Annotated in this window: 24 protein-coding genes; 6 read left to right on the plus strand and 18 right to left on the minus strand. The window is 72.8% G+C overall.

All coding sequences use genetic code 11. The features are described 5' to 3' along the window. The first annotated feature begins 53 nt into the window (after positions 1–53). Both CP975_RS22660 and CP975_RS22665 read left to right on the plus strand, forming a co-directional pair. A complete protein-coding gene (locus tag CP975_RS22660) occupies positions 54–611 on the plus strand; it encodes a DUF3995 domain-containing protein (protein WP_150477954.1) in 558 nt (185 codons plus the stop codon). Positions 612–744: 133 nt separating this feature from the next. Then, entirely contained in the window at positions 745–2,067 is a 1,323-nt protein-coding gene (locus tag CP975_RS22665) for an ATP-binding protein (RefSeq protein WP_055528884.1), read from the plus strand. Here the strand turns inward: CP975_RS22665 and CP975_RS22670 are convergent. From CP975_RS22670 to CP975_RS22740, 15 genes are all read right to left on the minus strand, one after another. Next, complete coding sequence (locus tag CP975_RS22670; protein ID WP_055528883.1) at positions 2,053–2,565, minus strand: 3-hydroxyacyl-ACP dehydratase FabZ family protein; 513 nt, start codon at positions 2,563–2,565, stop codon at positions 2,053–2,055. The genes CP975_RS22665 and CP975_RS22670 overlap by 15 nt on opposite strands. Beyond that, a complete protein-coding gene (locus CP975_RS22675; RefSeq protein WP_150477282.1) occupies positions 2,562–3,053 on the minus strand; it encodes a hypothetical protein in 492 nt (163 codons plus the stop codon). The genes CP975_RS22670 and CP975_RS22675 overlap by 4 nt, the downstream gene beginning before the upstream one ends. Next, positions 3,050–3,433 (minus strand): hypothetical protein, encoded by a 384-nt coding sequence (locus CP975_RS22680; protein WP_055528881.1) that lies wholly within the window; start codon positions 3,431–3,433, stop codon positions 3,050–3,052. Before CP975_RS22680 ends, CP975_RS22675 begins: the two co-directional genes overlap by 4 nt. Continuing rightward, entirely contained in the window at positions 3,434–3,847 is a 414-nt protein-coding gene (locus CP975_RS22685) for a DsrE family protein (protein ID WP_055528880.1), read from the minus strand. Positions 3,848–3,849: 2 nt separating this feature from the next. Further along, positions 3,850–4,185, minus strand: a complete 336-nt coding sequence (locus tag CP975_RS22690; protein WP_055528879.1) for a hypothetical protein — start codon at positions 4,183–4,185, stop codon at positions 3,850–3,852. Continuing rightward, positions 4,182–4,442: an acyl carrier protein gene (locus CP975_RS22695; protein ID WP_055528877.1), complete on the minus strand. Its 261-nt coding sequence runs from the start codon at positions 4,440–4,442 to the stop codon at positions 4,182–4,184. Before CP975_RS22695 ends, CP975_RS22690 begins: the two co-directional genes overlap by 4 nt. A gap of 41 nt (positions 4,443–4,483) precedes the next feature. Beyond that, positions 4,484–5,200 carry a 2-hydroxychromene-2-carboxylate isomerase gene (locus tag CP975_RS22700; protein WP_055528876.1) on the minus strand — a complete coding sequence of 239 codons (717 nt, stop codon included), beginning with the start codon at positions 5,198–5,200 and terminating at the stop codon, positions 4,484–4,486. Between the two features lie 63 nt (positions 5,201–5,263). After that, complete coding sequence (gene fabG / locus CP975_RS22705; RefSeq protein ID WP_055528875.1) at positions 5,264–6,010, minus strand: 3-oxoacyl-[acyl-carrier-protein] reductase; 747 nt, start codon at positions 6,008–6,010, stop codon at positions 5,264–5,266. Further along, a complete protein-coding gene (locus CP975_RS22710) occupies positions 6,003–7,064 on the minus strand; it encodes a beta-ketoacyl synthase N-terminal-like domain-containing protein (RefSeq protein WP_055528874.1) in 1,062 nt (353 codons plus the stop codon). The genes fabG and CP975_RS22710 overlap by 8 nt, the downstream gene beginning before the upstream one ends. Next, a complete protein-coding gene (locus CP975_RS22715) occupies positions 7,061–8,068 on the minus strand; it encodes a hotdog family protein (protein WP_055528872.1) in 1,008 nt (335 codons plus the stop codon). Before CP975_RS22715 ends, CP975_RS22710 begins: the two co-directional genes overlap by 4 nt. Next, a complete protein-coding gene (locus CP975_RS22720) occupies positions 8,068–8,949 on the minus strand; it encodes an alpha/beta fold hydrolase (protein WP_055528871.1) in 882 nt (293 codons plus the stop codon). The genes CP975_RS22715 and CP975_RS22720 overlap by 1 nt, the downstream gene beginning before the upstream one ends. Then, the gene (locus CP975_RS22725; RefSeq protein WP_055528870.1) at positions 8,946–9,947 is read right to left on the minus strand and encodes a beta-ketoacyl synthase N-terminal-like domain-containing protein; all 1,002 of its coding nucleotides are present in this window, start codon (positions 9,945–9,947) and stop codon (positions 8,946–8,948) included. The genes CP975_RS22720 and CP975_RS22725 overlap by 4 nt, the downstream gene beginning before the upstream one ends. Continuing rightward, positions 9,944–11,086 (minus strand): beta-ketoacyl synthase N-terminal-like domain-containing protein, encoded by a 1,143-nt coding sequence (locus tag CP975_RS22730; protein WP_055528869.1) that lies wholly within the window; start codon positions 11,084–11,086, stop codon positions 9,944–9,946. The genes CP975_RS22725 and CP975_RS22730 overlap by 4 nt, the downstream gene beginning before the upstream one ends. Then, positions 11,083–12,309 (minus strand): beta-ketoacyl-[acyl-carrier-protein] synthase family protein, encoded by a 1,227-nt coding sequence (locus CP975_RS22735; protein ID WP_055528867.1) that lies wholly within the window; start codon positions 12,307–12,309, stop codon positions 11,083–11,085. Before CP975_RS22735 ends, CP975_RS22730 begins: the two co-directional genes overlap by 4 nt. A 27-nt stretch (positions 12,310–12,336) precedes the next feature. Next, positions 12,337–12,621 (minus strand): acyl carrier protein, encoded by a 285-nt coding sequence (locus CP975_RS22740; RefSeq protein WP_051819956.1) that lies wholly within the window; start codon positions 12,619–12,621, stop codon positions 12,337–12,339. A gap of 208 nt (positions 12,622–12,829) precedes the next feature. On the opposite strand from CP975_RS22740, the gene CP975_RS22745 reads away from it, so the two are divergent. Continuing rightward, positions 12,830–13,588 (plus strand): hypothetical protein, encoded by a 759-nt coding sequence (locus tag CP975_RS22745; protein WP_070321173.1) that lies wholly within the window; start codon positions 12,830–12,832, stop codon positions 13,586–13,588. Between the two features lie 59 nt (positions 13,589–13,647). Next, positions 13,648–14,310 carry an O-methyltransferase gene (locus CP975_RS22750; protein WP_055528865.1) on the plus strand — a complete coding sequence of 221 codons (663 nt, stop codon included), beginning with the start codon at positions 13,648–13,650 and terminating at the stop codon, positions 14,308–14,310. 76 nt (positions 14,311–14,386) lie between these two features. On the opposite strand, the gene CP975_RS22755 is transcribed toward CP975_RS22750, so the two are convergent. From CP975_RS22755 to CP975_RS22765, 3 genes are read right to left on the minus strand one after another with little or no spacing between them, the layout of a single operon-like run. Beyond that, a complete protein-coding gene (locus tag CP975_RS22755; RefSeq protein ID WP_055528864.1) occupies positions 14,387–16,069 on the minus strand; it encodes a phytoene desaturase family protein in 1,683 nt (560 codons plus the stop codon). A gap of 53 nt (positions 16,070–16,122) precedes the next feature. Beyond that, positions 16,123–17,199, minus strand: coding sequence for a beta-ketoacyl synthase N-terminal-like domain-containing protein (locus CP975_RS22760; protein WP_055528863.1), 1,077 nt, complete (start codon positions 17,197–17,199; stop codon positions 16,123–16,125). Further along, positions 17,196–18,398 carry a beta-ketoacyl-[acyl-carrier-protein] synthase family protein gene (locus tag CP975_RS22765; RefSeq protein WP_150477283.1) on the minus strand — a complete coding sequence of 401 codons (1,203 nt, stop codon included), beginning with the start codon at positions 18,396–18,398 and terminating at the stop codon, positions 17,196–17,198. The genes CP975_RS22760 and CP975_RS22765 overlap by 4 nt, the downstream gene beginning before the upstream one ends. A gap of 223 nt (positions 18,399–18,621) precedes the next feature. Here CP975_RS22765 and CP975_RS22770 point away from each other — a divergent pair, with 223 nt between their 5' ends. Then, positions 18,622–18,825, plus strand: coding sequence for an MbtH family protein (locus tag CP975_RS22770; RefSeq protein WP_030789108.1), 204 nt, complete (start codon positions 18,622–18,624; stop codon positions 18,823–18,825). 37 nt (positions 18,826–18,862) lie between these two features. Next, complete coding sequence (locus CP975_RS22775; protein ID WP_055528861.1) at positions 18,863–26,401, plus strand: non-ribosomal peptide synthetase; 7,539 nt, start codon at positions 18,863–18,865, stop codon at positions 26,399–26,401. Positions 26,402–26,411 lie beyond the last annotated feature (10 nt).

Here is a 26,411-nt window from a genome sequence, read left to right on the forward strand (position 1 = left end):
TGGCGCAGTTCACAAGTATTACCGCACTGGTATGCTTGCGTCGTCCCTTGCTGATGAGAGAACGTCGGCACCACCGAGAACAATTCGGGGGACAGTCGCAATACGGGGGTCGGGGGTTGCGGTTCAGTGGGTCACGCTGCCATGGGTATCTTGCTGCCGGCTGGGCGGTAATTTTCGCTGCTCTGCATTTCTTCTGGGCTCTCGGCGGGGAAGTCGGTCTCGACGTCTCGTCCGGTGAGCGACTCGCGTCCGAGCGGCCGGCCTGGTTCGTGGCCGGCGGGCTCTGGGGCGTGGGCCTCCTGTGCCTGATCGGCTCCGCGATCGCGCTGGGCCTGCGGCGACGCGGTGTGCGCGGGCCGCGGTGGCGGCTGCTCCAGTTGCTCGGGTTCGCGATCTGCGCACTGCTGCTGGTCCGGGGCGTGCTCGTCGAAGTGCTGCTCCTCGCCGGTGTTTCGGCTGTCGGTGAGGTCAGCGCCGCGCAGAAGTTCTGGACGCTCACGGTGTGGAACCCGTGGTTCATTCTCGGTGGGGTGCTGTTCGGGATGACGGCGAGAAGCTTCGGCAAGGGTATGGCGGACCGATCGGGATCAGGACCCGCGGTCCGGCACTGAGCGGGCGAAACGCACGCAACTTGTAGTTCAACATTCGACAATTTCGGGGGTGATTGTCGTGGTGACACCTGTAAATGCATCGGAATTCGTAGAGCAGCTGCGTGAACTTCGACTGAACGTCGGGCAGCCTTCTATGCGCCGCCTACAGCAACTGGGCGGGACGACCAGGGCAGCCAATGGAGACGAGGTCGACGCGCTGCCGCGGAGCACGGTCTCGACGATTCTGCGCGGCGACAAGCTGCCGCGCTCGGAATTCGTCTCGGCATTCGTGACGGCCTGTCTGGTGTACGGCGGGCAGCCACCGGAGAAGGTGGCCGAGGCGACCGAGCGCTGGCTCGCCCACTGGCGAGCGCTCTACGCCACGGGAGCGACGGAGGGCGCCGAGGGCAGACCCGCCCGGGACGCGCCTCTCGCCGAGGAGCCGAAGAGGTGGAGCGTGCCCCGGCACCTCCCGCTCGGCGCGCCGTTCCTGGCGGGCCGGGCGGCCGAACTGGACGTGGCGGAACAGCTGTTCCGGCGGCAGTCCGGAGGCGGCGTCTTCCTCGTGACGGGCTCGGTCGGCGTCGGCAAGTCCGCGTTCGCGGTCCGCTGGGCGCACAGCCTGATCGACGACTTCCCGGACGGCCAGCTCTACGTCGATCTGCGCGGCCCGCACGGCCCGTTGGACAGCCAGCAGGCCCTGGGCGTGCTCCTCGGCAGCCTCGGTGTGCACGAGGACGACTGCCCGAAGGACCCGTGGCGTCGGGTGGAGCGGTACCGCTCGCTGATCGCCGGCCGCCGCATGCTCGTCGTCCTCGACAACGCCTGCGACGCCGAGCAGGTCCGCCCGCTCCTCGCGACCGGCGAGCACTGCCGGACCGTCGTCACCAGCCGGAACCGCATGTCCGGCCTCGTGGCCAGGGAGGCCGCGCAGCGGCTGGTCCTGGAGGTGCTCAGCTCGGAGGCGGCGTGCGCGGTGCTGAGCGCCGTCATCGACGAGGCCCACCTGGTGGAGGCGCGCGCCGAGCTGGAGGAACTGGCCGAGCTGTGCGGGTATCTGCCGCTCGTGCTGCGGCTGGCCGCCGTGAAGTTCACCGACCGGCCCGGGCAGGGCTTCAAGAGCTTCGTCCGCTCCATGCGCGACGGCGGCCAACTGCTCTCCCTCGCGCTCGACGGTGACACCGGCAGCTCCATCCAGGACGAACTGGAGTTCTCGTACCGGAGACTCGGCCTGGACGCGAAGCGGTTCTTCCGGAAGATCGGGCTCGTGGACGAGACCGGGTTCACGCTGGAGGCGGGTGCGGCGCTCGCCGGGATACCCCTCGCCGAGGCCGACCGGCTGACCGCGCAGCTGGAGTCGGAGCACCTGGTGGCGGAGGTCGGCGGGCGCAGGTTCACCATGCCCCGGGTGTTGCAGGCGTTCGCGCGGGCCATGGAGCGCAACGCCGGTGAGGCCCGCACGCTAATGCTCGCCTGACGCGTCCGGGGCGGCGGCGGATGTCGCCGCCCCGGTGACCACGGCGGCCGGGCGGGCCACGGCGATCAGGGACCCCACGGTGAGGAGCACCTGATCGCCGACCCGGCTCTCGCCCGCCATGAACGCGTTGTCGTCCACCAGCCGTTCGACCCATACGCGGTGCCGGATCACGTCACCGGGGAACGCGGAGCCGCTGAACGCGCAGTGCCGCAGCCGGCCGACCATCGGCAGACGGTCCTCCTCGGAGTCCGGGCCGCGGCTGCCGAGCCAGAGCAGCGCGGCGGACTGCCCGAAGGATTCCAGGATCATCGACCGGGGATAGGCGTACCGCTCGGCCGGGAGGTTCTCGGCCATGTCCTGGTAGCACGGCTCGCTGCCGGTCACGGCCTTGGCGGTCTCGATGGTGCGGCCGCGGTCGAAGTCGAGCACCCGGTCCACCAGCACCATCGGGTGCCGGACCGGGAGCAGCGCGAGGAGCCGCGCGTACCCGGAGTTCATGAGGTTCCTCCCCGTACGAGTTCGACGGTCATCCTCGCGACCTGTTCGCCGTCGCCGCGGCGGCAGTCGAGCGCGGCCCGCAGGGCGCCCGGGCGACCGGCCGACACCCGGATCAGCAGCCGGAGTTCGTCGCCCTCCAGCATCGGCCTGAGCACCCGCGCGGAGTCGAGCGACCCCAGTTCGAGCCACTCGCCTCCCGTGCTGTCCGGGCTGTCCGGGCTGTCCGTGCCGAGGTGCGCGGCGAGCGCGGGGGAGCGGTGGAGTTCGGCGCCGACCGCCTGCCGGATGCCGTCGAGCAGGAAGATCGCCGGATAGAGGGTGACCTCCGGGAAGTGCCCGGCGAGGTAGGGGTCGGTGGACCGCACCACCTTGGCCGCCTCGATCAGCAGCTCGTCCGCCTCGGCGCGGGCCGTGATCCGGTCGGCGCCTTCGAGCGGCCGGGCGTATCCCCGTCGCCCGCGCACGGGAACCGCACGTCGCCCGCTCACAGGAACCACACCCCGGCGTACTCCCCCCAGCGAGCGGCGAGCCGAGCGGTGTCCAGCTTGGTGACGCCGGGGAGCAGCGGGGCGTCGGCCAGGCCGAGGGCGGCGAGGCCGGGCTCGTCGACGTAGACCGCCGCCCCCTTGTCCACCAGCGCGCCGACGGACCGCCGCGGGTCCCCGAGGGTGTTCAGGACCGTCGGCCCCACCCGGAGGGCGGGCGGCGGCGCGGCACCGGCCAGCGCGGCGGTCACGCTCGTGCCGCGCAGCACCACGTCCATGCCGCCGAGCTGGTCGCCGAGCATCTCGACGCCGTAGAGCGCGTCGAAGAACTGGGCCTCCGCGCTGCCGCGGTAGCCGCGGTCGATGATGACCAGGTAGGCCACCTACGCACCTCCGATATAGATGGTCCGGCGGGCCGCGCCGATCGTCGCCGCGAGGCGGGCGTCGGAGCGCAGCCGGACCTCGGCGATGTGGTCCCCGGCGCCGCGCTCCGCGCTGCACGCCGTGCAGACGATCCAGCTGAACCGGCCCTTGTAGGCGGTGAGCAGGCCCCGGATCAGCGCACCGGCCGTCGGCGCCGGTGTCGCCGGGTCGCGCAGGTCGGCGGGTTTGGTGTCGCCCAGCGAACCCTGGGTCAGGATGGTGTTGTAGCCGCAGGCCCAGACCCTGATGGTGTGCTCCCTGTCCAGTACGGCCTGGGCGAGGCGGAGCACGGTGGTCAGCGCATCGGACGTGTGGGGCGGGGCGGTGAGGACGACCAGCACGTCCCAGGTGCGGCGTTCGACGGTCGCGGCCATGGTCAGTGCCACACCACCCGGGTGCCGGGCTCAAGCAGCCAGTCCGCCACGTCGCCCATGCCGGTGGTGCGTACCCCGGGGGCCAGCGGCGCGGCGTGCAGCGCCCGGTGGGCGAGGGTGAACTCGTCGATCCAGGCCTGCCCGCCCGCACCGAGGAACCGCGGCAGCCCGGCGCTCGCCCCGCGGATCCCGAGCGCGACGCCGTCCGAGGCGAGGAACAGGCGCACTCGCTCACCGGCGCCGGCGAGCGCGGCGGCGTCGGCGAGGAAGCGCTCCGCGGTGGTGCCGGACTGGGTTTCGACCAGCAGGTACCGCTCGGCCGGGTGGTCCTCCCTCACGCCGCCGACGTCCCCAGCTTGCGGAGCAGCAGCGCGGAGATGTCGGACAGGGTCCGCACCTCGCCGATCTCATGCGATTCGATCTTGACCTGGTACTGCCGCTCCAGGGTGACGGCCAGCTCCATGGCGAGGAGGGAGTCGACGCCGAGGTCGCGGACGAAGTCGATCTCCGGGGTGATCGACTCCCCGTCGACCTCCAGTACATCGGCGATCAGTTCGCGCAGCTCTGCGGTATCGAGGGTGGCTTCGGCGGTCATGGGAATCCCTTCCATTGTTGGTCTCCGCGGTGGTCGCGGCGTCAGCCGCAGCCGCCCGCGTGTCCGGCGTCCCCGCCGGCCCGTATCGGCTCGGGCTCCAGGCCCGCCTCGTCCAGCCAGGTGAGATAGGTGTCGGGGCCCGGCTCCTCGCCCCGGACCTTCGCGACGTAGGCGCGCAGCCGGTCGGCGCCGAAGAACTTGTCGTGGCCGTGGATGAAGAAGGGGACGCCGAACAGGCCGTCCTTGTACGAGCGGGTCAGCGCCTCGGCCCCCCGGCGCCGCAGCTCCGGATCGTCCGAGGCGTCGGCGACCAGGGCGGGGTCCAGGCCGAGTTCGGCGGCGATCTCGGCGATGACGGCCCGGTCGGTGATGTCCCTGCTCTGCTGCCAGCGGGCGCGGTAGGCCAGCGCCACGTACTCCCGGCCGAGGCCAGCGTCCTCGGCCACCAGGTATCCGAGGTGGGCGATCTCCCAGTTCGGCTCGCGGTCCACCGGCCAGGTGACGGCGAGTCCGCGGGCCTCGGCCAGCCGCCGGGCGTCCTGGAGGATGTAGAAGTTCTTCGCCCGGGACATGTCGACGATCGGCAGCTGGACGCCGTCCTTGTCCAGCAGCGCCTGCGTCCGGCTGTCCGGCTCCCAGAACGGTATCCACTCGATCGCGTCCGCCACGTCGGGGTAGCGGTCCATCAGGTCGCGGTAGGCGAACCACGAGTACGGGCTGCGCAGCGAGAAGTACCAGCGGGGTGGTTTGCGGGCCATGTCGGTGGCTTCCTTTCGGGTCGGAGCGAGATGCCGCTCGGGTCGGAGCGGGTGCCGCTCGGGTCAGAGCGAGATGCCGCCGTCGATCTCGAGGACCGTTCCGGTGATGAAGCCCGCGCGGGGCGAGACCAGGAACGACACCAGGTCCGCCACCTCCTCGGGGCGGCCCATGCGGCGCAGCGCCGTCTCCTCGATGGCCTTCTTGGTCGCCTTCTCGGGCAGTACGGAGGTCATGTCGGTGTCGATGAACCCGGGTGCGACCACGTTCGCGCGGATCCCGTAGGGGCCCGCCTCCTTGGCCAGCGAGCGCGTGAACCCGATGATCCCGGCCTTGGCGGCCGCGTAGTTGGTCTGCCGGGCGTGGCCCTTCACCCCGGCCACCGAGGACAGGTTGACGATCACTCCGGAGCGGCTCTTCATCATGTCGAAGATCGCGGAACGGCAGACGTTGTACATGCCGTCGAGGTTGATGTCGAGGACGGTGTGCCAGTCCTCGTCCGCCATCAGCACCAGTGCGCTGTCCCTGGTGACGCCCGCGGAGGTCACCACGGCGTCGATCGGGCCGAGTTCGCTGCCCGTCTCACGCACCCAGGCGCGCACGGCCTCGGCGTCGGTCACGTCGACCCGGGTGGCGACGGCGCGCCGGCCCAGCCCGGCGATCTCCTTCTCCAGCTCCCTGGCCGGCTCCTCGGCGCTGACGTAGCAGAACGCGACGTCGTAGCCGTCCTCGGCCAGACGGCGCACGACCGCCCGGCCGATGCCGCGGGATCCGCCGCTCACCAGTGCGACCGGTGACGGGGTTTCAGGCATGGGTACTCCCTGGTTCCTTCGCGATTCGGAAAAGGGCACAGCCGAGAACGTTGTCCCGGTCGGCCGACAGCACCGCCGCCACGCGTCCGCGGGCGGTGGGGTCCCCTTCGGCCGCGGCCAGCACGGACGCGATCTGGAACGGGGCGGCCGCGGCGCCGGCGTCCCCCCAGGCCTCCTCGCCGGGCAGGATCAGCGGGGCGTGCCCGTCCAGGCGGACCTCGCCCTGCCCGACCGCGGGGGAGACGGCCCACAGGTCCGCCGCCGCGACCCCGGCCCGTGCCAGGGCGCGGGCGAGGCAGTCCGCGAGCGCGGCGTCCTGCTCGCCGTCGCGGAACACGCCGAGGGTGACGCCGAGGACCTCGGCGAGCACCGGCGCGTCCGGGGGCGCGGCGGGTTCGAGGAGCAGCAGTGAGCAGCCCTCGCCGAGCGTGGTCGGCCGGTCCGGGTCACCGGACAGGTGTTCCAGCCAGGCGCGGTCCTCGGTGAGTTCCTCGGCGCCGCCGCAGAGCACCGAGCGCGCGTGGCCGAAGGAGAGCAGCCGCAGGGCGTAGCGCAGCGCGAACAGTCCGGCGGCCCTGCCGCCCGCGACGGTCGTGTTGGGGCCCTTGAGGTGGTGCCGGATGGCGCACTGCGCGGCGGAGCTGTTCATGATGGCGTTGGGGATCCGCGGCGTGTCGATGTGGAACGGCATCGCGCGCGTATGCGTGTCCCGGGTGATGTCCATCATGCTCGTGCTGCTGCCGGCGGTGGTGCCGAGCACGAGCGCCGCCCCCTCACCGGCCGCGACGTCGCGGTGGCGGCTGTCGGCACCGAGCAGCTCGTCGGCGGCGGCCGCGGTCAGCGCCGAGACCCGGTCCATCGACCGGGTGCCCTTGCGGCCGAGCACCTCCGCGGCGACGAAGCCCGGTACCCGCGCGACCCGTTGCCGCGGGACGGGCCAGTCATCGGGCCGGGTCACCGCGGACGTCCCCGCCGCGACTCCGGCCGCGAAGGCCCCCCGGCCGAGGCCGAAGGGCGAGACCGCGGACCAGGCGGTGATGACGGGCGTCGTCACGACTCCTCGCCGGGCAGGCCCTTGATGGCCCGGTCGATCCGCTCGTCCCAGGTGACGACCCGGGCCTGGTTGCCGTTCTCCACGACGCCGTAGCCGTGCGTGATGACACCCGTGGCCATCTTGACCAGGTGCCCCTCGCGCACCACGTAGCAGTCCATGCGCGAGGTGTAGAGCAGGTTCTTGAAGACGCTCTCGACCGTGTAGACGGTGTAGAGGTCCTCTTCGAGCAGGGCCTCGCCGAGGATCTCGATGCGGGAGTGGGTGACCGCCGGGATCCAGTTGCGCTCGGCCAGCTGCGCGCCGATGGAGATGCCGCGGGCGTCGACGAAGCGGTGCTTGGCCTCCTCCATCTGCCGCAGGTACGACGACATGTGCATGCGGCTGAAGAAGTGCACGTACGGATACGGGACGCGGAACTTCCAGCCGTGGCCGTTGCGCCCGGCGAGCAGCTGGTCGAGCACGGGGTCCTGGTCGGTCGAGCCGCCGGACGGCAGGTCCTCACCCGTGGCCGGGACGGCGTCGCCGGGCTCCGGGGTGCCGAGGGTGGCCACGGTGAAGCGGTCGAGCGCGGCGGGGGCCGGCACCCGGCCCGGCAGCCGCCGGTCGTCCTCGTCCCGGCGCAGCACGGCCGCCGCCGAGGCGGTGACGATCTTCTTCGGCTCGCCGTCGCGCAGGACGGTGATCGCCACCTTGAACCGGAACGCGGTGTCGTCGTCGCCCGTCACCGGCCGCACTTCCAGCGAGGCCTCGTCGTCGACGAACACCCCGCCGCGCAGGCGGGCTTCGAGGTCGACGAGGTCGAAGCCGAGGCCGTACTCCTCGTACAGCTCGCCGACCGGCAGGCCCTGCCGCCGGAAGTGCTCGATGACCGCCTTCTCGACGAGGTAGTTGACGTGCTTGAAGCCGATGTACGTGCCGATGTTCGCGCCCTCGTAGCCGGGCGTGAGGGTGACCGTGGTGGTCTCCGTGAGCACGTTCTTGACCGCGGTGTCGATGTCAGCCATCAGATTCGCTCCATTAGCGTTGAACGGGGCCGTTCCCCGGCCGCTTCGGGGGTGGCGCGGATGCGTCGCAGGAAACCGCCGAGCGCGTCGGCGAACTGCGCGGGCCGCTCGGCCATCGGGAAGTGCCCGGTCTCCTCGATCGTGTGCAGGGCCGCCGAGGGCATCCGGGCGACCAGGTCCTGTGCCTCCCCGGTCACCGCGATGCGGTCCTCGGCACCGGACACGACCAGCACGGGCGTGCGCACCTCGGTGGGGCGCAGCCACGGCGTGCGGAGGTACAGCTCGAAGAACCGCGACCAGCCGTAGGGGCCGATCGTCTCGCACAGCCGCTCCGCCAGGGCGCGGTGCAGCTCCGGCTTCGACCGCGGTCCGGCCGCCACCCGGATGCCCTCCTCCATGGTGCGGACGAACTGCTCAGGCAGCCCCGCCATGGTGTTCCAGTCGAAGTCCTCGGGCCGGGGCCGGAAGAAGGGGGACAGCAGGAGCATCCCCTTCAGCTGGTGCCCGGCGCGTCCGGTGCGCGCGGACGCGCCACAGGCCAGGTCGAGCAGCAGCATGGCGGAGAAGGAGTGCGCCACCACGACGTCGGCCGGGCCCACGGTGTCCGCGAGTTCGTCGAGGGCCTCGGCGAGCCACGAGGCGGAGTCGAGGCGGTGCGCCCAGTCGGACGGTCCGGTGCCGCGCCAGGGCAGTTCGGCCGTGTGGATCTCGGCGCGGCGCAGCTCCGCGTGCCGGGGGGCCAGCGCGAGCAGCCGCTCCCACACGGTGGCGCTGTCCGCCATGCCGTGCAGCAGCAGTACGCGGGGCCCTTCGCCGTCGCTGATCGTGCGCTGACGGAGCAGCACGGGCCGTATGCCGTCGGCCGGGGACGCCACGTTCACGCGCGGGCCACCCCGCTCCCGGTCACCGCGCCGCCCGGCGCGGTGAGGACGAGCCCGGCGACCGCGTCGTCGGAGTCCGTACCGGCGACCGCGTACACCGGGCCGCCGCCGCCCGCGGCGAAGTGCCCTACCGCGGCGGCGCACTGGAGGACCCCCAGCGCGCCCGACGCCGGGCCCCAGCGGTCCTCCAGATCGTGCCGGGGCACGCCCGGCAGGGCGTCCACCGGCGCCTGCCGCGGCGCGAGCCAGGCATGGGGGGCGCCGCCGAGCGCGAAGAGGCAGTCGGCGAGCGAGCCGGTGCGGACGTAGCCGTGGAGACCGGCGAGCACCGGGGCGCCGCGCCCGGCCGCGGCCGCCGGGGACTCGAGGACCAGCGCCGCGGCGCCGTCGAGCGGGTGCGCGTGCCCGGTGAGGCGGCGTACGACGTCGTTGGCGGGCTCGGCGCCGACCACCAGGACGTGCCGGGCGCGGCCGGCCGCCAGCAGCACCGTGGCCCAGTGCACCGCGTCGAGGCCGGAGGTCGGGCCGTTGCACAGCATGAGGTTCGGGCCGCGCAGCCCGAACCTGATCGCGATCTCGGAGGCGGTGACGTTGCTCGAAAGACGCGGGGCGTAGACGGGGCTGAGGAGCCGGGTGCCGCCGTCGGCCGCGATGGCCGTGGCGACCTCGCACACCGAGTCCAGGTTGCCGAAGTTCGAGCTGACGACGACCGCGACCGACTCGCCGGGCACCAGCAGCTCGGCGGCCACGGCCGGGGCGCCACCGCCGGGGGGCGTGGTCAGCCGCGCGTCGCCGGTCATCAGACCGGCGGCGTTCAGCGCGTCCCGCGCGGCGCAGAGCGCGAGCCGGGTCGCCTGATCCAGATAGCGCAGGCCCTTCTTGCCGATCAGGGCCGCGGGGTCGAACGGATCGGCGCCCTCGGCGGTGTGCGTGGTGAGCTGTGTGGCGGTCCGCGCGCCCGGCACGGCCAGGCCCACGCCCGTGGCGACCGCGCTCATCGCCGGCCGGCCACGAGTGCGACCGCGTTGATCCCGCCGAAGCCGAAGGCGTTGACCTGCGCAAGGGCCAGGTCCGCCGGTGCGGCCGCGTCCCGCACGATCCGGAACTCCTCGACGTCCTCGATCGGTTCGTCCAGACCGAGCGTCGGCGGGACGAGACCGCCTTCCATGGCCCGCAGCGCGACGATCAGGCTGTGCAGTCCGGAGGCTCCGGACGTGTGGCCGGTCATCGACTTCATTGCCGTCATCAGTGCCTTCTGGGGGGCGGGGCCGAACACCGCCCGGATGGCCCGGGCTTCGGCGGCGTCGTTGGCGTGGGTTCCGGTGCCGTGCAGCATCACCAGGTCGATGTCCTCGGGGGTGACACCGGCCCTGCGGTGCGCGTCGCGGATCGCGGTGGCGATGCTGCCGGGCTCCGGGGCGGTGGTGTGGTGGGCGTCGCAGTTGACGGCTACGCCGCGCACCCGGCCGGGGGCCGGACGGGCCGGGTCCTCGGTGCGGCGCAGCACCACGGCCGAGGCGCCCTCGCCGAGGATCGTGCCCCTCCGGTTGCGGTCGAAGGGGCGTACGGCGTCCGGTGCCACCGACTGGAGCCGGTCGGCGATCCCCACCATGCTCTCGGTGACGGCGTCGACACCGGCCACGACCACGGTCTCGGCGCCCGCCGCCAGCAGGTCGGTGCCCAGCGACAGCGCGTAGAGCGACGCCGAGCAGGCGTTGGAGACGGTGTGGGTCATGGTCGCGCCGAAGCGCTCCCGCAGCGCGGTGCCGAAGTGCAGCTCCCCGGCCGTGTACGGGACTTCGCCGCGGGCCCACAGCTCGACCGAGCGCAGCTCCCGCAGGCCGGTGCCGACCAGTACCGGGATGTCGCCGAGCCGCTCGTCGACACCGGCCTCGGCGAGCGCCTGCGCGATCGCTTCGAGGAGGAAGGCGGTGGCCCGCCCCGGTACGTCCCCGGCGGCGCCGCGGTCGTCGATCTCGTACAGCCGGTCGCCCGTGTAGTACGACCGCTCGAAGCCCCGCATCGGATGCAGGCCGGACGTGCCCGCGCACAGGGAATCGAAGATCTCGGCCGGGGTCCGGCCGATGGAGGCCACCGCGCCGGTTCCGGCGATCGGCCAGCCTGCGTGCTCGCTCAACGGGACTCCTCGTACCGGCCCAGGACCGCGACCGCGTTGTTGCCCCCGAAGCCGAGACCGTTGTTCTGCACGATCCGCAGGTCCGCCTCGACGGCGTGGTTGGGCACGCAGTCGATCCGGCACTCCGGGTCGGTGCGGTTGTGGTTGATGGTCGGCGGGATGAAGCGGTGGGTGATCGCCAGCGCGCAGGCGATCGCGGCCAGCGCGCTCGCCGCGCCCATGGTGTGCCCGAGCATCGACTTGACCGACACCGTGCGCGGCGGCTCGTCGCCGTAGATCTCCCGGATCGCCTGGGACTCCGTGATGTCGTTGGCCTTCGTGCCGGTGCCGTGGGCCGAGATGAGGTCGACCTCGTGCGGCTGCACGCCCGCGTTCTCCAGCGCGAGCGACATCACCCGGGCCACGCTGGAGAGGTCCGGCGCGACCTGGTGGTAGGCGTCGCAGTTGAGGCCGTAGCCGAGCACCTCGGCGTAGATGCGGGCCCCGCGGGCGAGCGCCGACTCCAGGTCCTCCAGGACCAGTACGCCGGCGCCCTCACCGGTGAGGATGCCCTTGCGGTCGGCGTCGAAGGGGCGGCAGAGGTCGGGGGCGATGGTGCCGAGCCGGTAGAAACCGGCGAAGGTCTTGCGGCACATGGCGTCCGCGCCGCCGCACAGGGCGAAGTCGACGTCCCCGGAGCGGACCGCGTCGTAGCCGTAGCCGATGGCGTAGTTGCCGGCGGCGCAGGCGGTCGGGATGGTCACCGCCTCCACGTCCGTGAGGCCCAGCTCCAGGGCCACGGCCGAGGACAGCCGGGCGGCCCGCAGGCGGCTCGCGACCTGCCGGTCCATGGCCGCGTGGCCGTGGGCCAGCTGGGTCTCCACCAGCTCGTCCAAGTCGCGCGACTCGCCGTCGGTGGTGCCGATGGAGATCATGCCGGGCCGCTCGCGCAGCGTCCCGAGGTCGAGACCGGCGTCCGCGACCGCCATCCGCGCCGCCGACACGGAGAACCGGGTCGCGGGGCCCAGCGAGTCGACGGGAAGGTTCTGGATCCAGGCCTCCGCGTCGAACTCGCCGAGCCCGCAGCCGGTGGAGTGCTCGAAGCCGGCGGTGTCGAACACCGTGATCGGCCCGGCACCGCTGCGCCCGGACCGCAGGCCGGCGGTGAACTCCTCGACCCCGGTCCCGATGCTCGACAGCACTCCGAGGCCGGTCAGGACCACCCGCCTGTCACGTGACGCCATCAGCTCCTCATTCCCTGTGCGGAGGGGTTACTTCTTCGCCCAGCCCGCGGTTTCGGAGACCACGTCGTAGACGCCCTGGAGGTTCGTCATCCGGCCCAGCTCGGCCTGGTCGATGACCACCCCGAACTCACGCTCCAGCGCACCCAGGATCTCGATGGCGCGCAGCGAGTCGGCGCCGTACTCCTCGTTGAACAGGCCCTCGGTCGTGACCTCTTCCTCTTCGAGCTCAAGGATTTCGCAGACGATTTCCTTAATCTTCGCGAAATTGGCGTCGGTGGTCGTTGCCACAGTCGTGACCTCTTTCTCCGGCATGTGGATTTCTCCGCATGCGAGTTGAGCATCGGTTCAGTAGTTCAGATCTCATGCGGGCGGGCGCTGTCCCGCAAGGTCATGGACGGCACGGGACGGAACGAGACAGCCGCTCCTCGTATCCCGCCCGCGGGGCCGTGGGTTAGCGTGCGTAATCGGTAATGAGGGGGAGTTGCGCCGCAACTTCGAGGGGATGGGTGAAAAAGACGCGATGACTGATGAATATGAGCGCCAGAAGGCCACGCGTCAGCAAAAGGCAAGGGAATGGCAGCCCGGTGAACCGCTGCCGGTCATTGCCTATACGGAGGAGGAGGACGCCCTCTGGGAGACGGTCACCGCCAAACTGGGTTCCCTGCACGCGGAAGTGGCGTGCGCGAACTACCGGCGGGCCGCCGAGGCCGTCGTCCTCCACCGGCACCGGGTCCCGCAACTGGCCGAGGTCTCACCGGTGCTGACCGGCCTGACCGGCTTCCACCTGCGGCCCGCCGAAGGCACCGTCCCCGCCAAGGATTTCCTCGGCGCGTTCGCGGACGGCGGGTTCCACGCCACGCAGTACCTGCGGCGCCCCGACTCGCCCTACCACTCCCCGGAACCGGACGTCCTGCACGAACTGGTCGGCCACGCCGTGATGCTGGGCGACCCCGTCTTCGCGGACCTGTACCGGAGCTTCGGCGAGGCCGCCCGGCGGGTCTCCACACCGGAGGCCATGCGGGACCTCGTCCACGTCTTCTGGTTCACCATCGAGACCGGTGTCGTGTACGAGGGCGGCCGGCCCCGGGTGTGCGGCGCGGCCCTGCTGTCCTCGGTCGCGGAGATGGAGTCGCTGGACAAGGTGGAGCTGCGGCCGTTCGACACCGCGGACATCGTGGCGCAGGACTTCGACGACACGGACTGCATGCCGGTGCTCTTCGCCGCCGAATCGGTCGACCACCTGGTCGCCGAGGTGCAGCGGTTCCTGACCCGGCTGTGACTTCCTGACCCGGCGGTGACCCATGCCCGGCCGGCCGACATCACACTGAGAGCGAAGACATGAGAATCCAGGTCAGCATCACCGAGGAACTCCAGGACTACATCGCGGACGTCTCCCTGTCCGAACCGGCGCCGCTCGCCGAGCTGCGCGAGGAGACCTCGCGGCTCGACGAGCGCAACATGCAGGTCTCGCCCGAGCAGGGCCAGTTCCTGTCCGTGCTGCTGCGCGCCATCGGCGCCAAGCGGACCCTGGAGGTCGGGGTCTTCACCGGCTACAGCCTGCTGCGCACCGCGCTGACCCTGCCCGCCGACGGCCGCGTCACGGCCTGCGACATCAGCGACGAGTGGGCGAGGACCGCGCTCGGGCACTGTGAGCGGGCGGGCGTGGCGGACAAGGTGGACCTGCGGATCGGCGACGCCCGGCAGAGCCTGGCCGCCCTCGTCGAGGAGGAGGGCGCGGCCGGCGGTTACGACTTCGTGTTCCTGGACGCGGACAAGGAGGGCTACGAGACGTACTACGAGTACGCCCTGACCCTGCTGCGGCCGGGCGGGCTGCTGGCCGCCGACAACGTGCTGTGGTCCGGGCGGGTCATCGACGAGTCGGTGCAGGACTCCGAGACCCGGGCGCTGCGCTCCTTCAACACCAAGCTGCGCGGCGACGACCGGGTCGACCTGTGCATGCTGCCGTTCGCCGACGGCCTGACGCTCGCCGTCAAGCGCTGACCGAACACACTGAGGGCGTGTCCGCGACGAGGTGACGTCGCGGACACGCCCTTCGCGCTTTCGCGCCTTTGCGGAGTCAGTCCACCTTGGCCAGTCCGCGCGCGTCCCGCCGCGCCGCCCCCCGGGAGACGGCGAGGGGATCCCAGTCCGCGGCGCGCGCGGGCAGCCTGTCCCGGTCCCCGAAGACCGCGCCCGTGTGCGCCGCGGTCAGCAGCCGCCGCCCGAGGATCCGGGAGGCGCAGGCGATGCCGCTGACCATCACGCCCGTGATGCCGCTGCCGTAGCGGGTGCTCTGGCCGACGACGTGCAGGCCCCCGACGCCGGTCGCGGTGTCCGGCCTGGCGCCCGTGGCGCCCCAGGTGGCCAGGCCGAACGGGGAGCCGCCGGTGGAGAGCGTGTAGCGCTCCTGGGTCAGCGGGGTGGCCAGCTCCAGATGCGTGATGTGCTCCCGGAACGGCCCGAGCGCCCGCTCCCCGGCTCGCAGCACGGCCTCCGTGAAGCGCTGCTTCTCCGCCAGGTAGGCGGGCTCGCGGCGGTAGCGGCCTCCCTCGGCCGGCCCCCGCTCGACGCCCCAGTGCCGGTAGCCGGGCGGGCACATCGTCATCAGCTGGAAGTTCGCGTGTCCCGGAGGGGCCAGGTGCCGCGCACCGGGCTCCTTCAGGGAGGCGAACGAGACGAAGAGGAAGCGCACGTCGTCGGGTTGCTCGCCCGCGTGCAGTCCGCGGTAGAGGTCGCCGATGTCCTCGTGGTCGTACCACCAGAGGTTGGCCTCGGACCGCCGCGCCGGCGGCCGGTCGAGGGCGACGTAGAGGGTGGCGAAGGGCAGCCCCATCGTCGCCTCCCGGGTCGCGCGGACGATGCGCGGGCTGAAGTGCTCCTCGCCGACGAGGTCGAGGACCGTGCGCCGGTAGTCGGCGCCGGAGATCACCAGCGGCGCGGTGAACGAGGTCCCGTCCGTCAGGCGCACACCGGTGGCCGTGCGGTCCGTGACGTCGATCGAGGCGACCCGGCTGCGGGTGCGCAGCTCGCCGCCGTGCGCCTCCAGGACCTCGACGAGCGTCGCGGCCAGCACCTGCCCGCCGCCTTCGGGGACGTAGGCGCCGCGGAGGTAGTGGTCGGTCACCGTGGCGTGGGTGGCCACCGTCGCGACGTCCGGGCCCATGCCGTAGTTCGGCGACTGGGCGGCGAGCACCGTGCGGGCCCGGGTGGAGAGGCCGCAGTGGTCGAACAGTTCGGCCAGCGGCCGCCTGCCCCAGGCCCGTACGTTCTCGGTGCCCGCGGCGATCTGCGGCAGCGTGGCGTCGGTGAGCAGCGCCCAGCGTTGTTCACCGCCGACGGCCCGGCAGATCCCGGTGAAGGTGCGCAGGCCCTCCGCGTCCTCGGGCAGCGCCCGCTGGAGCCGCGTCAGGTACGCGTTCCAGTCGGCGGGCACGTCGAGCGTGAGGCCGGGGACGCGGACCTCGTCGAAGCAGTCGCGGTCCAGCTCGCGGAAACGCACCCGGTCGCCCGCGCCGAGGCCCGACAGGATGGCCGGGATGACGCCGTCGGGCCCGCAGTCGCCCAGGTAGTGCACGCCGACGTCGAACTCGTAGGCACGGCGGCGGCGGAAGACGTGGCTGTTGCCGCCCGCCCAGTCGTGCTGTTCGAGCACGAGCACCCGCCGTCCCGCGGCGGCGAGATAGGCGGCGCAGGTCAGGCTGCCGAGGCCGCCCCCCACGACGATGGCGTCCCACTGCTCTTCGGTGCTGGTGGTGGTCAAGGAGTCCTCGCCGTGGTGATGGGCCGTGGTGATGGCCGTGGCCGGTGCCTGGGTCAGCGTGCGGGATACGGCCGCAGCAGCGCGCAGCCGAGAGTGCCGTCGTGATCGACCGCGGTGACCAGCGCGAGACGGCCGGCGAGCGCCGGGTCTTCCTCGGCCCGGACGAGCACGGTGAGGACCTGGAAGGCGGCCGCGGCGGCCGCCTGGTCACCGATCAGTGCGGCGCAGTCGGTCTGCGCGGGAGGCCGGTGGCCGAACAGCGCGGAGAGCGCCTCCTGTTCGGGTCCTTCGGCCGCGCCCGGGGCGACGAGCGCGACGTCCTCGGGCCGTGCCCCGGCCCGCTCCAGCACCCGGCGCAGACAGCGCAGCAGGGTCGCGGGGATCTCCCCGGCGTCCTCGTACACGCCGAACTCCAGCGCGACGACCTCCGCCAGGCCGTCCCGCTCGGCGGCGCCGTCGGCGCCGGATCCGCCCGGCTCCAGGCGCAGTACCGCCGCCCCCTCGCCGAGAACCGCGGTGCCGGGGGTGCCCGGGGTGCCCTGCGCGTGCTGGTGCAGGTGCGCCCGCGCGTCGGAGTACTCCTCGGCGCCGCCGCAGTACAGCGTCCCCGCGCGGCCGCCCGCTTGCAGCCTGCGCGCGTAGTTCAGCGCGAGGAGACCGGCCGCGCGGCCGCCCGCGACCGTCGCGTTCGGGCCCTTGAGCCCGTGCCAGATCGCGCACTGGCCGGCCGCGCAGTTCATCACCGTGTTGGGGAAACGGGCCGCGTCGACGTAGAACGGCCGCTCCCCGTCGAGGGAGCTGCGCGTGAAGTCCATCGTGGACTGCACGCTGCCGGTGGTGCCGAGCACCAGGCCGGGGGCCGGGCCACCGGCCGGGGCGGCGGGCGCGTCCGGCCGGTCCACCAGCTCGCGGACCGCCGCCACCGACAGCGCGGTGACCCGGTCCATCGAACGGGTGCCCTTCTTGCCGAGCACGGCACGGCCGTCGAAGTCCGGAACCAGCCGGGCGGCCCCGGCCCCTGGGGCGGCGGCCGGAACCCCGCCCCGCAGCCCCGCCCGGAAGGCGTCCGCGCCGAACCCGAAGGGCGAGATCGCCGACCATGCCGTGATGACGGGTCGTATGCCTGTCACGCTGCTCCTCCGTCGTAGCGGCCGAGGATGACCACCGCGTTGTTGCCCCCGAAGGCGAGCCCGTTGTTCTGCACGATCCGCAGGTCCGCCGCCACCGACTCGTTGGGCACGCAGTCGAGGCCGCAGTCGGGGTCGGTCGTGGTGTGGTTGATGGTCGGCGGGATGAAGCCGTGCTCCAGGGCCAGGGTGCAGCCGATCGCGGCCAGCGCGCTGGCCGCGCCCATGGTGTGCCCGAGCATGGACTTCATCGACACCGTGCGCGGCGGCCGGTCGCCGAAGACCGCGTGGATCGCGCTCGCCTCGGTGCTGTCGTTGGCCTTCGTGCCGGTGCCGTGCGCCGAGATGAGGTCCACCTCCTCCGGCTTGACGCCCGCGTCCTCGACCGCGAGCCGCATGCAGTCTGCGACGCTCTCCTCCAGCGGCGCGACCTGGTGGTACGCGTCGCAGTTGAGGCCGTATCCCAGCACCTCGGCGTGGATGCGGGCGCCGCGGGCGAGCGCCGACTCCAGGCTTTCGAGGACCAGGATCCCCGAGCCCTCGCCGGTGAGGATGCCCTTGCGGTCGAGGTCGAAGGGGCGGCAGACGTCGGGGGCGATGGTGCCCAGCCGGTAGAACCCGGCGAAGGTCTTGAGGCAGACCGCGTCCGCGCCGCCGCAGAAGGCCAGGTCGGCGTCGCCCGCGCGGATGGCGTCGAGGCCGTAGCCGATCGCGTAGTTGCCGGCGGCGCACGCCGTCGGGATGGTCACCGCCTCGGCGTCGGCGAGCGCGAACTCGCGGGCGACGGAGGCCGAGAGGCGGGAGGCGGAGGCCCGGCGGGCGATGCGCGGGTCCGCCGCACCCGGCTCCGCGAGGTCCCGCGCCACCAGACGGTCGAGGTCGCGGGTCTCGCCGTCGGTCGTGCCGACGGCCACCAGGACGCGGCTGTCGGCCAGCACTTGAGAGGTCAGCCCGGCGTGATCCGCGGCCATCCTCGCGGCGGCCACGGCGAACCGGGCCGCCCGGCCCAGCTCTTCGGGGTCGAGCCGCTCGATCCAGCGCCCCGGGTCGAAGTCGGCTATCTCGCAGCCGTTGGCATGCTCGAAGCCGGTGGTGTCGAACGCGGATATCGGCCGGACCGCACTGCGGCCCGAGCGCAGTCCGGCGAGGAATTCGGTGACCGAGGTGCCGATGCTGGAAACTGCGCCGAGCCCGGTAATCACTACCCGCCGGCCGGGTTCTTTCCTTTTCCCAGCAAGCAATTCACTGACCCCAATTCAGAAGAGAAAAGCAGTTCAGGTATGCCCGGCAGACTACAAGCCGGGCTCCGCGCGGGTACACAACTGCCGGTGTCTCGTTCCGTCCCGTACCGTCCTTCCACTTGCTGGGACGCCGTCGCGGCGGCAATTCTGCAGTTCGAGCGCGCCGATGCGATAGGGGAGTCCCATGACGAATCCGTTCGACGACAACGAGGCGGTCTTCTCTGTTCTGGTGAACGGTGAAGGACAGCATTCGCTCTGGCCGGCATTTGCCGACGTGCCGGAGGGGTGGACCGCGCAGCTCTCCGGGAGCAGCCGCGAGGCCTGCCTGGCCTACATCGAGGAGAACTGGACGGACATGCGGCCGAAGAGCCTGCGCGAAGCCTCCTGACGTCCACCGCCCTGGACCACCGGCCACTACCTCGGGGATGAACATGAACAACGTCGGCGGTGACCTGCTGCCCCTTTCCGCGGCACAGCGCGGAATCTGGTACGGACATCAACTCGACTCCAGCGGCCGGCGCTACCGGATCGCGGAGTACTTCGACATCCGCGGAGCCGTCGACCCCGAGGCATTCGGCACCGCCTGGCGGCAAGTCGTCGAGGAGACCGACGCGTTGCGCGTCCGCTTCACCGAAGAGGCGGACGGACCACGGCAGTTCGTCGCGGGGCCCGCCGACGTCGACGCCACCCTGGACGTGGTGGACGTCTCCGCGCTGCCGGACGCCGCGGGCGCCGCGCTGGAGCGGATGCGCGCCGACCTGGACCGGCCGGTCGACCTGACCCGGGGCCCGCTGCACACCGTGCTGCTGTTCAAGCTGGCCGCGGACCGCTGGCAGTGGTACTTCCAGTTCCACCACGCCGCCCTGGACGGCTACAGCGGGGCCATGGTGGTCCGCCGCGTCGCCGAGGTGTACTCGGCACTCCTCGCCGGTGAGCGGGCGGACCGCGCCGAGCCGTTGCCGCTGCGCGGTCTGCTCGACGACGAGGCCGACTACCGCGCCTCCGACTCCTTCGCCGCCGACCAGGAGTACTGGGACGCCCAGCTGGCCGACCGCCCCGACCCGGTGACCCTGGCCGAGCGGTCGTCCGGCGCGTCCGGCGAGCCCGCGCGCTGCTCGGCACAGCTCGGCGCGGACCTCCAGCAGCGGCTGACCGACTCCACCGGGCGGGCGCTGCCCACCGTCGTACTGACCGCGGTGGCCGCCTATCTGCACCGGCTGACCGGAGCGCGGGACCTCGTGCTCGGACTGCCGGTGACGGCACGGCCCGGCCCCGGCGCCAAGACGCCCGGCATGGTGTCCAACCTGCTGCCGCTGCGCCTGACCGTGACCAGCGGGCTCAGCTGCGCCGACCTCGCCCGGCACGTGCTGTCCCGCGCCCGCGAGGCGCTGCGCCACCAGCGGTACCGCTACGAGGACATGCGCCGCGACCAGCGGCTGTCCCTGGAGGACGAGTCACTGGTCGGCCCGGTGGTCAACGTCCTGCCGTTCAGCTACGACCGTGGCTTCGGCGGCCACCCGATGACCTCCCACAACCTCGCGGGCGGCCTGGTCGAGGACCTGTCGATCACGGTCTACGACCGCGGTGAGGGACAGGGGCTGCGCGTCGACTTCGACGCGAGCGCCCTGTACGGCCAAGAGGACCTCCTGACCCATCAGCGCGGTCTGCTGCGCGTCCTGACGGCGATGGCGGACGACCCGGCCGTGCAGGTCGGCCGCATCGAACTGCTCGACGAGGCCGAGCGCCACCAGGTGCTGCACGCCTGGAACGACACGGCCCGCGCACACCCGGCGGCGACCTGGCCCGCGCTCTTCGAGGCCCAGGCCGCGCGCACCCCCGACGCGACCGCCCTCCTCTTCGAGGACACCGAGCTGACCTACGCCCAGCTGAACGGCCGCGCCAACCGGCTCGCCCGCACCCTGGTCGCCTCCGGCATCGGCCCCGAGAGCGTTGTCGCGCTGGCGCTGCCGCGCTCGATCGAGCTGATCACCGCGATGCTCGCGGTGTCCAAGGCGGGCGGCGCGTACCTGCCCCTCGACCTCGAACACCCGGCGGAGCGCCTCGCGTTCATGTGCGCGGACGCTGCGCCCGCCTGCGTCGTCGTCGACGAGCGGAGCCCGGCGGGCCTGCCGGGTGACCTGCCCCGGATCACCCTCGACGACCGGGCGGCCGCCCATGCCGACACCGGCGAGGACACCGGCCCGGCCGGCACCGACCTGACCGACGCCGACCGGCTCGCCCCCCTGCTGCCGGACCACCCGGCGTACGTCATCTACACGTCGGGCTCCACCGGCCGCCCGAAGGGCGTCGTCGTCACCCACGCCGGCGCGGCGTCGCTCGCCTTCGGGCAGATCGCCCGGCTGGCGGTGGACGGGAACAGCCGGGTGCTCCAGTTCGCCTCGCCGAGCTTCGACGCGGCGTTCTCCGAGGTGTCGATGGCCCTCCTGTCCGGAGCGGCCCTGGTGCTCGCGCGCGCCGAACAGCTCGTCCCCGGCATCACCCTGACCGAGCTGGCCGCCAAGCACGCCCTGACCCATGTGACGCTGCCGCCCGCCGTCCTCTCCGCGATGCGGCCCGGCGAACTGCCCGCGGACCTCACCCTCAACCTGGCGGGCGAGGCGTGCCCGGCCGAAGTCGTCGCCGGCTGGTCGCCCGGCCGCCGCATGCTCAACGCGTACGGCCCGACCGAGAGCACGGTCTGCGCGACCATGTCGGACCCCCTGACCGGCGGCACGACCCCGCCGATCGGGCGCCCGATCGACAACATGCGGGTGCTCGTCCTGGACGGCGCCCTGCGCCCGGTGCCCGCGGGCGTCACCGGCGAGCTGTACCTGGCGGGGCCGGGCCTCGCCCGGGGCTACCAGGGACAGCCCGCGCTGACCGCGCAGCGGTTCCTCGCCTGCCCGGCCGAGGCCGCACAGGCCCCGGGCGAGCGGATGTACCGCACGGGCGACCTCGTCCGTTGGCGCGCCGACGGGCAGCTGGAGTTCCTCGGCCGCGCCGACGACCAGGTCAAGATCCGCGGCTTCCGCATCGAACCGGGCGAGATCGAGTCCGTGCTCGCCGCCGACGACGCCGTGCGCGAGGTCGCCGTGGTGGCCCGCGAGGACGTCCCCGGCGAGCGGCGCCTGATCGCCTACGCCGTGCCGCACGAGGGGCGCACCATCGACCCGGTGGAGGCCCGCAGGTCGGTCGCCGAGGTTCTGCCCCGGCACCTGGTGCCCGCGGCGGTCGTGGTCCTCGACCGGCTCCCGCTGACGCCCAACGGAAAGCTGGACCGGCGCGCGCTGCCCGCCGCCAGGTTCGCGGGCACCGGCCCGAGCCGCGCCCCGCGCAGCCCGCGCGAGGAGATCCTCTGCGGCCTGTTCGCGGACGTCACCGGCGCGCCCAAGGTGCACATCGACGACCACTTCTTCGACCTCGGCGGGCACTCGCTCCTCGCGACCAGGCTGGTGGCCAGGATCAGACCCGCCTTCGGCGTGGAACTCACCGTCCGCGACATCTTCGGCGCGCCCACGGTGGCCGAGCTGGCGCGGCGCCTCGACGAGGTCGGCGGCTCGCTGCGGCCCGCCGTGACCCGCGCCGAGCGGCCCGACCGGCTGCCGCTGTCCTTCGCCCAGCGCCGCCTGTGGTTCCTCGGCCAGATGGAGGGCAAGAGCGCGACGTACAACATGCCGGCCGTGCTGCGGCTGACCGGCGACCTCGACCGCGCGGCACTCGCCGCGGCGCTCGGGGACCTGAGCGACCGGCACGAGGCCCTGCGGACGGTGTTCGGCGAGGTCGACGGGGTGCCGTTCCAGCGGGTCCTCGACGTCCGGCCCGAACTGCCGTGCACCGACGCCACCGAGCAGGGCCTCGACGCCGAGGTCGCCGCGTTCTGCGGCCGCGAGTTCGACCTGGCCGTCGATCCGCCGCTGCGCGCGCACCTCTTCGCGCTGTCCCCGACCGAGCACGTACTGGCCCTGGTGATCCACCACATCGCGGGCGACGGCTGGTCGATGGCCCCGCTCTCGGACGACCTGGCGGCCGCCTACCGGGCACGGGCCGCCGGGCTCGACGACGGCGCTCCCGAACTGCCCGTGCAGTACGCGGACTACACGCTGTGGCAGCAGCGGCTGCTCGGCACCGAGGACGACCCGGACAGCCGGATCAACGAACAGATCAGGTACTGGGCGAAGGCCCTGGACGGCGCGCCCGACGAGCTGCCGCTGCCCGTGGACCGCCGGCGCCCCGCGATCGCCAGCTACCGGGGCGCCACCGCCCGGTTCGAGATGAGCGCGGGCCTGCACACCCGGCTCACCGAGCTGGCGAGGCAGAGCGACGCGAGCCTGTTCATGGTGGTGCAGGCGGGTCTGTCCGCACTCCTCAGCAGGCTGGGCGCCGGTACGGACATCCCCATCGGCACGGCCATCGCGGGCCGCACCGACGAGAGCCTGGACGAACTCGTCGGGTTCTTCGTCAACACCCTGGTGCTGCGCACCGACCTCGGCGGCGACCCCTCCCTGCGCGAACTCATCGCACGCGTACGGGAGACGGACCTCAACGCCTACGCCAACCAGGACCTGCCGTTCGAGCGCCTGGTGGAGATCCTCAACCCGAGCCGGTCGACGTCGCGCCACCCGCTGTTCCAGGTGATGCTGGCGTTCCAGAACCTGGCCGACGTCGAGTTCCGGCTGCCCGGCCTAGAGGTCGAGGCCAAGCAGCTCTACACCGACACCGCCAAGTTCGACCTGGCCTTCAGCGTGTTCGAGCAGTTCGACGAGCAGGGCGCGCCGCGCGGACTGACCGGTGTGGTCGAGTACGCCGTCGAGCTGTTCGACCCGGCCACCGTCGAGCGGATGCTGGACCGTCTCGTCCAGGTCTTCGAGGTGATGACGGCCGACCCGGACACCCGTCTCGCCGACATCGACGTCCTCGACTCCGCCGAGCGGCGGCTGGTGCTGCACGAGTGGAACGACACGGACCGGGACGTCACCCCGACGGTCTTCCCGGAACTCTTCCAGGCGCAGGTGGCCGCGGTCCCCGACGCGGTCGCGGTCCGCGGCGAGGGCACCGCGCTCACCTACCGGGAGCTGAACGGACACGCCAACCGGCTGGCCCGGCACCTGGCCGCGCACGGCGTGGGCCCCGACGACTACGTGGCGCTCGCGCTGCCCCGGTCGATCGAGCTGACCACGGCCATGCTGGCGGTGCTGAAGGCGGGTGCCGCCTATCTGCCGGTGGACCCGGACTACCCCGCGGAACGCGTCGCGTTCATGCTGGGCGACGCCGCGCCGCGGTACGTGGTGACCGCGGCGGACAGCACGGTCCCGCTGCCCGCGGGCCTTGAGCGGATCGTCCTCGACGAGGAGACCCGCTCGGCCGTCTCCCTGCTGCCGGGCGAGGACCTGACGGACGCCGACCGGGTCGCGCCCCTGCGGCCGGGCCACGCCGCCTACGTCATCTACACCTCCGGCTCCACGGGCGTACCGAAGGGCGTGGTGGTCTCCCACGCGGGCATCGCGAGCCGGATGGGCAGCGAGATCGAGCGCCTGGAGGTCGAGCGGGACAGCGTCGTGCTCCAGTTCGCCTCGCCCAGCTTCGACGGCGCGTTCTCCGACATGTGCATGGCGCTGCTGGCCGGCGCGACGCTGATCGTGGCGCCGCGCGAGAAGACGCTGCCGGGGCCGGGGCTGAGCGCGCTGATGCACGAGCAGGGCGTCACCCACGTGACCCTGCCGCCGCCGGTGCTCGCGGCCCTGCCGGACGACGGCCTGCCCGCGCCGATGATGCTGATCATGGCCGGTGACGCCTGCCCGCCCGACCTCGTGGCCCGCTGGGCGCCCGGCCGCCGGATGGTCAACGCCTACGGCCCGACCGAGGCCACCGTCTGCGCCACGGTCAGCGACCAGCTCGTCCCCGACGGCGCCCAGCCCCCCATCGGACGGCCGCTGGACAACACCCGGCTCTACGTCCTCGACGACCGGCTGCGGCCCACTCCGCCGGGCGTGGCGGGCGAGCTGTACATCGCGGGTGAAGCCCTGGCGCGCGGCTATCTGCGGCGCCCGGGACTGACCGCGGGGCGGTTCGTGGCCTGCCCGTTCGGCGCTTCCGGGGAGCGGATGTACCGGACCGGGGACGTGGTCCGGTGGCGCGGCGACGGCCAGCTGGAGTTCGTCGGCCGCTCCGACGACCAGGTCAAGGTCCGCGGCTTCCGCATCGAACTGGGCGAGGTGGAGGCGGCGTTGACCGCCCACCCCGGCGTGGCGCAGGCCGTCGTGGTGCCCCGCGAGGACCAGCCGGGCGGCAAGCGCCTGGTCGGCTATCTCGTCCCGAGCGGGGACGATCCCGCCGTGGCGAGGGACCGGGACGAGCGGCAGGTGCAGGAGTGGCAGCTCACGTACGACTCGCTCTACACCGGCGGCGAAGCGGCCGAGTTCGGCGAGGACTTCTCCGGCTGGAACAGCAGCTACGACAGCCGGCCGATCCCCGTCGAGCAGATGCGCGCCTGGCGGGACGACACCGTGGAGCGGATCCTCGCGCTGCGGCCGAGGCGCGTGCTGGAGATCGGCATGGGCACCGGACTGCTCCTGTCGAAGATCGCGCCGGAGTGCGAGAGCTACTGGGGCACCGACATCTCGCCCCAGATCGTCGAGGGAGTCCGCGGCCAGGTGGCCAAGGACCCGCGGCTCGACGGCCGCGTCGAGGTGCGCGTCCAGCCGGCCCACGACCTCGACGGGCTGCCCCGGGGCCACTTCGACACCGTGGTGCTGAACTCCGTCGTGCAGTACTTCCCGAACGCCGACTACCTGGAGAAGGCCCTGCGGGGACTGCTCGGGCTGCTGGCCCCGGGCGGCCGGGTGTTCGTCGGCGACGCGCGCAACATCCACCTCCTCGAAGCGCTGCGCACCGCTGTCGAGCTGGGCCGCCCGGGCGGCACGTCGGACGGCAGGGCGCTGCGCGCGGCGATCGAGCAGTCCGTGTCGCTGGAGAAGGAACTGCTGATCGACCCGGCGTTCTTCACCGGCCTCGACGCGGCGGCGGACCTGCGTGTCAAGCGGTCGGACTTCCGCAACGAACTGACCGCGCACCGGTTCGACGTCGTCCTCCACAAGCAGCCGCACGAACGCGTCGACACCGACGGCGCCCGTGAGGTCACCTGGGGCGCCGACGTCACCGGCCTGGACGCGCTGGCGGACCGGCTGGCCGCGGCGCACCCCGCGCCCGTGCGGCTGCGCGGCGTGCCCGACACGCGGGTCGAGTACGAACTCGCGGCGGTACGCGTCCTGGCCGACGGCGGCACGCCCGACGAGGCGAGGGACAGGCTGGCGCGGCGCGACGGCACGCTCCCGGAACCCGGGGACTTCGCCGGGCCCGCCGACCGGGCCGGTTACCGCGCTCTGGTGCTGCCTCCGGGCGAGGACGGAACGCTCGACGTCCTGTTCGTGGAGCGGAACGCGACGGGGGTGCCCACGACCGGGTACCTGCCGCGGCGCTCCGGTCCCCGGCCGCTGACCAACAACCCGTCCCTGGCCGCGGAGGCCGTCTCCCTGAGTGCCGCGGTCAAGGCGCACCTCCAGGCCTCCCTGCCCGACCACATGGTCCCCTCGGCCCTGGTCGTGCTGGAGGAGCTGCCGCTGACACCGAACGGCAAGGTGGACCGGCGCGCGCTGCCCGCACCGGGCCGGGCCGGCGCCGGGACCGGCCGGGGGCCGCGGAACGAGCGCGAGGAAGTGCTGTGCCGGCTCTTCGCCGAGCTGCTCGGCGTACCGGCGGTCGGCATCGACGACGACTTCTTCGAGCTGGGCGGCCACTCGCTCCTCGCGACCCGTCTGGTGTCCCGGATCCGCTCGACGCTGGGCGTCGAGCTGGCCATCCCGGATCTGTTCAACGCGACCACGGTCGAGAAGCTCTCGGGCCGGCTGGCCGTGGCGCGCAAGCGCGAGCGGCCGGTGCTGCGACCGCGTCCACGCCTGACAAGTTAAGGAGATTGAC

It is taken from the genome of Streptomyces alboniger (assembly GCF_008704395.1).
In the GTDB taxonomy this organism is placed as follows: Bacteria; Actinomycetota; Actinomycetes; order Streptomycetales; family Streptomycetaceae; genus Streptomyces; species Streptomyces alboniger.